At 60.0% G+C, this 7634-nt stretch carries 6 protein-coding genes; 1 reads left to right on the forward strand and 5 read right to left on the reverse strand.

Annotated elements, in window-relative coordinates; genetic code table 11:
* Both ACH2EH_RS25095 and ACH2EH_RS25100 read right to left on the reverse strand, forming a co-directional pair.
* Positions 1–1646 (reverse strand): ABC transporter permease subunit (locus tag ACH2EH_RS25095; protein ID WP_395146136.1); only part of this gene is annotated, 1646 nt, incomplete at its 3' end.
* A complete protein-coding gene (locus ACH2EH_RS25100) occupies positions 1633–3879 on the reverse strand; it encodes a glycosyl hydrolase family 95 catalytic domain-containing protein (protein WP_395146138.1) in 2247 nt (748 codons plus the stop codon). The genes ACH2EH_RS25100 and ACH2EH_RS25095, both read right to left, overlap by 14 nt.
* A 560-nt stretch (positions 3880–4439) precedes the next feature.
* Here ACH2EH_RS25100 and ACH2EH_RS25105 point away from each other — a divergent pair.
* Positions 4440–4580: a hypothetical protein gene (locus ACH2EH_RS25105; protein WP_395146140.1), complete on the forward strand. Its 141-nt coding sequence runs from the start codon at positions 4440–4442 to the stop codon at positions 4578–4580.
* Positions 4581–4582: 2 nt separating this feature from the next.
* Here the strand turns inward: ACH2EH_RS25105 and ACH2EH_RS25110 are convergent, their stop codons facing one another.
* From ACH2EH_RS25110 to ACH2EH_RS25120, 3 genes are read right to left on the reverse strand one after another with little or no spacing between them, the layout of a single operon-like run.
* Entirely contained in the window at positions 4583–5728 is a 1146-nt protein-coding gene (locus ACH2EH_RS25110) for a Gfo/Idh/MocA family protein (RefSeq protein ID WP_395146142.1), read from the reverse strand.
* 28 nt (positions 5729–5756) lie between these two features.
* Positions 5757–6362 (reverse strand): hypothetical protein, encoded by a 606-nt coding sequence (locus tag ACH2EH_RS25115; protein ID WP_395146143.1) that lies wholly within the window; start codon positions 6360–6362, stop codon positions 5757–5759.
* Entirely contained in the window at positions 6293–7045 is a 753-nt protein-coding gene (locus ACH2EH_RS25120; RefSeq protein ID WP_395146145.1) for a hypothetical protein, read from the reverse strand. Before ACH2EH_RS25120 ends, ACH2EH_RS25115 begins: the two co-directional genes overlap by 70 nt.
* Positions 7046–7634 lie beyond the last annotated feature (589 nt).

Consider the following 7634-nt stretch of genomic DNA (forward strand, 5'->3'; position numbering starts at 1 on the left):
GCACGCAGGCGCGAGTAGCGGTCCAGGAGCGCGGCTTCTTCGTACTCCGGCGGGACATCGTCGGTGAAGCCCTTCATGAGCCAGGTCGCAAACGCCACCCCGACCGTGGTGTAGAGAAGCCCCAGCCCGTGGAGCGTGTTGAGCATCTTGATGCCCGTTTTTTGCTCAATGAGCTGGTACATCAGATACACCGGCACGAGCACCACTACCGGCGGGAGCATACGGGTCGAGAGAATAAAAAAGAGCGCATCGCCCTTGGCCTTGATCTTGAAGCGCGAGAACGTGTAGGCAGCGAGCGTCCCCATAAAGACCGCGATCACGGTGGAGACCACACTCACTAAAAGGCTGTTGCCCATCTGGCCCATGAACTTCTTGCCATCGTCGGTGGTGAAAATGGCGGAGTAGTTCTCACCCGTCGGGGAGAAGACAAACTTGGGCGGCATGGCATTGACATCGGTGTACTGCTTCAGCGAGGTAGCAATCATCCACCCCAGCGGGAAGAGATACGCAAAAAGCGCGACACCAATCCCGATAAAGGCCAGGGCGGACCGGAGCTTCCGGGGCAGGTAGAATGTCCCGGCAATAAGGGCCACCAGCAAGAGCAGCCCGCCGACGAACATCCCGCCCCCGGCCTTATACGCTCCCCAGAGCAGAAGCACGGCGAGTGTTGGCGTGGCGGCCTTCTGGAGCCCAACGAGCCAGGGAGTCTCGGGGGCGAAGAGTGGGGTGGCATCGAGCTTGGCCTCGCCACGGACGCGGGCCATCATCATTAAGTAGAGATTGGTCAGCCCGATAATTACCAGCAACACAATGTAGGCCAGAGCGCACGCCTTGCCCGTGTTCCAGTTGCGAAGCGCCTCGCGGAAGACCTGAATCGAGACGGTCTCCACGGTCGCGCCACGCTCGGTCATGATCCAGGCCAGATCGAACATCTTAAAGCTATCGAGCGTGCGAAACAGCAGCGCGATCAGCAGCAGTGGCGTGATAAAGGGCATGGTGATGAACCGAAAACGAAACCACTCGCTCGCCCGGTCCACACTCGCCGCTTCGTAGAGTGTCTTGGGGACACTCGCCAGCCCCGCCAGCGCGATGAGCATCACAAAGGGAGCCCACTGCCACGTATCGGCGATCACCACGGACCAGAGCGCGTGGTCTTTGTCGGTCCAGTTAATCGGCTTCTTCGGGTCCATCAGCCCCACGGAGCCTAGGAGCCAGTTGATCACGCCAAAGTTGGTGTCCAGCAAGAAGCGCCAGAAAAGCCCTACCACCACGGAGCTCAGCATCATCGGGAGCAGAAAAAGCGTCGTGATAATTCCCTTGAGCTTGAAGCTGCGGTTCAGCAAGATCGCCAGCCCGAAGCCCACGGCGAGCTGCAAGCCCACGGCAAGCAACACAAAGGCTGCTGTGGTTGTAAACGACTGCCAGACCTGCTCCCGGCTCATCATCTCGGTGTAGTTGGTATTGCCAATCCACTCCGCGGGCTTGTTGGCATTGGCCTTGAACTTGGTGAAGCTCAGGCCCAGCGACCAGAACAGGGGGAAGATATTCATTGCTACCAGCAATAAAATCGTGGGTAGCAAAAAGAGGTTCGCGACCGCACGGTCGGTGAGCGCTTTTTTCGGCGCGGGGGAATCAGTCTTCGGCACGGCTCAGTATACCAAATGCAGACTCTATACCAAATGCAGACTCCTCAGGAATCGTGTAGATGCCACCTTTGCGTGTCTTGAGGAAGGTCACACTCTCACCGATGCGCACGTTGCACTCACCGCCGTTCTGAGATGTCAGTGTGGCGTGGGTGAGCTGGCTGTCTCGCCACTGGAGGCTGACCAGGTACCCCCCTCGGGCACGCAGGCCGGAGACACTTCCCTCTTTCCACTGCGGCGGCAGGGCGGGCAGCAGATGAATCTCACCGCCGTGGCTCTGGAGCAGCAGCTCACAGATGCCGCTCACAGCGCCAAAGTTGCCGTCAATCTGGAAGGGCGGGTGCAGATCAAAGAGGTTCGGGGCCGTGCGCTCGGGGGTGAGCAGATTCGCAAGAAGCGCGTGCGCCCGCTGGCCATCGCCCAGCCGCGCCCAGAGGTTTAGCTTCCACGCCAGGCTCCAGCCCGTCGCTAAATCGCCCCGCAGCTCTAAAGACTTGCGGGCGGCGGCCAGTAGCTCCGGTGTCTCCCGCGTGATCTGTGCGCTCGGATAGAGCGCGTAGAGGTGCGAGACATGCCGGTGATCCCGCTCCGGAGCGTCTAAGTCCCAGTCCTCCAGCCACTCCTGGAGCTGGCCCGCGCTTCCGATCTGCAGAGGCGGGAGCTGGGCACGCGCCGTGCGCACGCGGGCAACAAACTCGGTGTCGCGCTTGAGAATCTCCGCCGCGCTCGCCAGATTATCAAAGAGATCCCCAATAATCTGACTGTCCATAGAGGGGCCAGCACAGAGACTCACGCCCGGATGGTGGGCGTTTTCCGGGGAGTTGCTCGGGCAGGTGACCAGCCAGCCACTCTTTGGATCGGTCACCAGAGTGTCTAGAAAGAAATCAGCCGCGCCGCGCATAATCGGGTAGTACAGGGCGAGCGCCCGCTTGTCTCCTGTGAACTCATAGTGATCCCAGAAGCTCTTGCACAGCCACGCGCCGCCGCAGGGCCACATTCCCCAGAAGGCACCGTCCACGGGAGCGGTTCCCCGCCAGCCATCGGTGTTGTGGTGACAGACCCAGCCGCTGGCCCCGTAGTGCGCCTTCGCGGTGCGCCTCCCCGACTCTGACAGATCCCCGATCAGCCGAAAAAGCGGCTCGTAGCACTCCAGAAGATTCGCGGGCGCGGCGGGCCAGTAGTTCATCTCCGTATTGATATTGACCGTGTACTTGCTGTCCCAGGGCGGGGTGAGTGAGTCGTTCCAGAGCCCCTGGAGCGTCGCCGCTGAGCCGCCGGGACGCGAGCAGGCGATCAGTAAGTAGCGTCCGTAAGCAAAGTGTAGCGCCGCCAGCGCGGGATCCGTGCCGGTGGAGAAGTTGCGCACGCGCTCATCGGTGGGCAGCTCCGGCTCCGGGCCAAGATCCAGTGCCACTCGGGAATAGAGCTTCTGGTAGTCCGCGACATGGGTCACCTTAAGACGATCCCAGGACTTCTTCATGGCCTTGGAGAGTGCCTTCACGTTTCGGGTCGCGGAGTCGTCGGAGGTATCCTGCCAGTTTGCGTAGCTGGTGGCCAGGGACAGGAAGATCGTGACACAGCGCGCCCGGACATTCAGCCGCCCCCCCTCGGCGGTTATTGTCCCATTTCCCTCCAGACGCACTTGCGCCCGCGCCTCAAAGAGAACCGTATCGCTCATGCCCGAGAGCAGCAGTGTCTTGCCCGAGGCGCGGCTCTCATGGGCGGGGTGAGGACAGTGCATCCCCAGGCTCAGGCTCATGAGTGCACTGGACGAGAGCCGCATGATAATCAGACCATCGGGCTGGCTGGCGAAGACCTCGCGGGTGAACTCCACGCCGCCCTGGGTGTAGCGCACCCGAGCAATGGCTTCGTCTAGGTCCAGCTCCCGCTGGTAGTCCTGGATCTCTGCGCCTGAGGCCGGCGGCTGTACATTCAGCAGAAGGCTTCCCAGTGCCTGGTAGGGCATCTGGCGCAGTGGCTGGCTCAGGAAACGCTCCTGCACCAGCGCCTGGGCATCCTCGTACTCCCCGGCAAAAATCAGCCGACGGATCTCCGGGAGCGCCTTGTGCGCGTCGGCGTTCGCGTAGTCGTGGGGACCACCGGCCCAGAGGTTGCCGTGGTTGAGTGCGAGTCGCTCGTTTTCGACTCCCCCATAGACCATCGCCCCGAGGGTTCCATTGCCAAGAGGGAGCGCCTCCAGCCAGTCCTGTGCAGGCTTGTCGTACCAGAGTCTCATAGGAAAACCTCCGAGGAAACCCCGGGTACCCACCCGAAGGGAAGGGTGCTTAGCCGTGGGAGGAATTGGGAACCACATAGAAGTTCCCGCGATTGAGTCTTCAAATTATTTTTTGCCTTACCTTTCCGATTTTTTGATACATTGCTGAGTATCGTAGTGGCTCTAATGCCAGGTATGAAGGCACGAAACCTTTTCAGGTGGACACGGTTTATTTACCTTCATAAGTGAATGTAGAGAGTTGAGTCAACACACCGTTTTGGCTCGTAAAACATTCAGACGGCATCAGATCTTCTTTCTGATGTGGCTCCTGGTAGCTTGCTACCTAGAGCACGGGGCAATGTAACTTGCCCTATAGACGGGGAGACGGGCTTGCCTGCCTCCACTGTCAAAGCCTCCCGGGTACCCTCTGGGTGCTTAGGCGGAGGAATAAGTTACGCCATTGTCTCCAACATCTCCAAAGTGACGGCATAGCGAAGGGGTTCCCCTGCTTGCCAGCACTCAAATTCATCAAGGCACCAGTCGGCCAAGCGGCGTGTCTCGTCGTTGATAGACCCCGCGATATGGCTACTGAGCCGTACACCGGGCAGAGCCGTGAGATGCGGGAGAACGCCGCATCGAGGCCGACTTTCTCCAGCACTCTTCACACGCGGGGCATCGAAGAGGCATCGGATGGTATCGGGCGGGGCGAGAAAGGCGGCTGAGGTCACGGAGCCAGCGGGTCCAGAGCCACCCAGCGGCGCTCCTCCCAGGACTTCAGGCCCGCCTCGGCAAGCTGGACCCCTTTGGCACCCTCGCGCAGATCGTAGACCCACGGGGTGTCTAGGACGACGTGTTTCAGGAACATCTCCCACTGGATTTTAAAACCATTGTCCAGAATCTGGTTGGTTGGAACCGTCATCCAGTTCTCGGCGAAGTCAATCGGCGAGTCAATATCCGGGTTCCAGACCGGCCTTGGCGTCGCACCATACGGCTGGATCGTGCAGCCACGTAGCCCCGCTACAGCGCTTCCCTTCGTGCCGTCCACCTGGAGCGCGAGCAGGTCATCACGGCGCACGCGCACGGTCCAGCTAGAGTTGAACTGCGCAACCACGCCATTTTCCAGCTCGAAAGTGGCGTAGGCCGAGTCGTCGGCGGTGCAGACATAGGGCTTCCCGCTCTCGTCAATGCGCTCCTTCACATGGGTCGCTCCCAGGCACGAGACGGCTTTGACCTCGCCAAAGAGATTGTCCAGAACATAGCGCCAGTGGCACAGCATGTCCACGATAATCCCGCCACCGTCTTCTTTGCGGTAGTTCCAGCTAGGGCGCTGCACCGGAATGCCATCGTGGCCGGTAAAGACCCAGTAGCCAAACTCGCCGCGCACCGAGAGAATCTCGCCAAAAAAGCCGGAGTCTATTAAGTTTTTGAGCTTTACCAGCCCCGGCAAAAAGAGCTTGTCCTGCACGACCCCTTGCTTGACCCCCGCCTTCTTGGCGGCCTCATAGAGGGCATAAGCCTCCTGGGTGGTCGTCCCCGACGGCTTCTCGCAGTAGATATGCTTACCCGCCGCGATGGCTTTCATCACCGCCGGAGCGCGGAGCTGGGTTAGCTGGGCATCGAAGTAGATAGGATAGGCCGGGTCGGCTAAAATCCCCTCAAGATCGGTGGTGTACTTCACGCCCCCGGCACGCGCCGCCAGCGCCGCGAGCTTTTTCTCGTTGCGCCCCACCAGAATCGGGTCGGGGACAATGCTTTCCCCATCGCCGATTTTGACGCCGCCCTGGTCGCGAATCGCGACAATGGAGCGCAGCAAGTGCTGGTTGGTTCCCATGCGCCCTGTGACGCCGTTCATGATCACACCGATCTGCATACAAAAACCCTTCGTTTCAAAAGAATAACTAATGATTGTATCGCAGACGGGGAGTGAATTTCAGCAACCGGTTTATAAGCTCCCTCAAAGTTCCAGCAAGTAGACTCGGCTCTCCATAGAGTGTCCTCCCTGACAAGACAACAAAACCCTCTTTGGGATCAAGCGAGAAGCTCCAGCGGTCTACCAGCACGACGCGGCTCTTGGCGGGATCGGGGCCACCACTGGCATCGAAGACCAGCAGCGCGTTTCCCTGTCGGATAAGAACTTTCTTGCTGTCGGCGCTGAGCTCGTAGCTGCTCACATTGGTGGCAACGGGCTCCAGCTTGATGTCCTCGTTGCGAATTGCGAGAGCCACCAGATTCGCGCCACTGTCAGTATTAGAGAGTAAAAAGAGCTTCTTGCCATCGGTCTTGAGGCCGCTGTAGTTCCCGGCGGGAACGGGCACCAGGCTCAGGCGCTTGGCAATTCCCTCGGTCAGAATTTCAGAGAGCGCTGCATCGGCTTTCTTCTCGGCTTCCAGCTCATCATCGGGCAGAAACGGCGAGCGGTTGCCGGGCTGGAGGCTCAGCGAGAAGACCTGGGTTTGATTTTCGAAGTAGGGCTCGGGCTGGCGCGGTCCCCACGGCGAGCCCACTTTGGAGTGAAACGAGCGGTCGGAGAGGATGTAGAGAAACTTACCATCGGGAGAGGGGGAAGCTTCCAGATCTCCACTTCGCCGGACTCATCCGAGAGCGCCACAAGGCCCCTGCCATCGGGCAAAAAACGTGCCTCGCGGTAGCGCACGCCCGGCTTGCGCGTGGCCTCGACAAGGCGCGCCGTGTGCGCGGTCGGCACCACAAAGATCTGCCCGCGCGCCGTCAGCACCACTTTATCGCCGCTCGGGGAGAGATGCGCCGCCGTCACCCACTCCATGGGCTTGGTGATCCAGCGCTCGCGTAGCGGGTCGAAGTCCGAGCTGAGCGAGATCGCAAGCTTGGTTGACGCGCCCGTGGCGGCATCCGCGACCGAGAGGTCCGCGCCGTGCTGGTAGATCAGCTTGCCATTGTCCATTTGCGGGTTCTGGACATCGAAGCCCGTCTCGTGAGTGACTTGTTTAAGATTCTTGCCGTTGATGTCCATGCTCCAGACATTCATCACCCTGTCACGGTCCGAGAGAAAATAGACCTTCTCTTTCCAGACCATCGGGCTGCGGCTCGTGCCCTTGAAGTCCGCCGTGAGAGAGACCGCCTCGGGCGCATTGGGGGCGAGCTTCCAACAGTGCCACCCGCTCCAAACGTCAGCCGCGTCGCCAGCCCGCCGCTTGCCGAGACGCGCCACAGATCGCCCTCGGCGGCAAAGACCACAGTATCGCCACGCAGGCTGGGCGTCCGAAAGTAGCCCCGTGTTGTCGGAGCCTGAGCTTGCGCGGGCTGCGTGAGGGTAAGGCCGCCATAAAGAAGGGCGGAAAGAATATCATGCGGAAAATATACCTTATGGTTTCCCGCAACGCTTTTTCGTAACGTTTTTTCGAGGGGACAAGTCCCTCTCGCTTAGGGCTAGCGCCGGGCACCCTCACGGGTGCATAGATTGGGGGCATAGATCAGGGGGCGTAAACTCGGTTAACTTGCCCAGAGGGCAACCGGCGCGTGAGGCACGAACGAAGCCCTAAGCGAGAGCAACTTGTTGCCTCGGAGTTGTATAAAATATACCCAATTGCACCGGCAAGATGAAGTCTGGCATAAGAAAGAGACTCTGAGTGGCTATGAACCGACTGATTTTCCGCGATGCGCCCCTCCGAACGGCGCTGGAGCTCTACTTCCGAACCGTCCGAATTAAAAACTATGTCATTGATAACCGTGTGCTTGGCCTTGTCACCGCAACGAGCACCGTCACGGGCGAGGCGTTCCCCACGGCGCTCTTTCCGAGC

Origin of the sequence: Armatimonas sp., assembly GCF_043760365.1 — a bacterium.
GTDB lineage: Bacteria > Armatimonadota > Armatimonadia > Armatimonadales > Armatimonadaceae > Armatimonas.

Coding starts and splice junctions, on each gene's coding strand:
- ACH2EH_RS25100 (WP_395146138.1), bottom strand. CDS start 3,879: ATGAGACTCTGGTACGACAAGCCTGCACAGGACTGGCTGGAGGCGCTC.
- ACH2EH_RS25105 (WP_395146140.1), top strand. CDS start 4,440: ATGGCTACTGAGCCGTACACCGGGCAGAGCCGTGAGATGCGGGAGAAC.
- ACH2EH_RS25110 (WP_395146142.1), bottom strand. CDS start 5,728: ATGCAGATCGGTGTGATCATGAACGGCGTCACAGGGCGCATGGGAACC.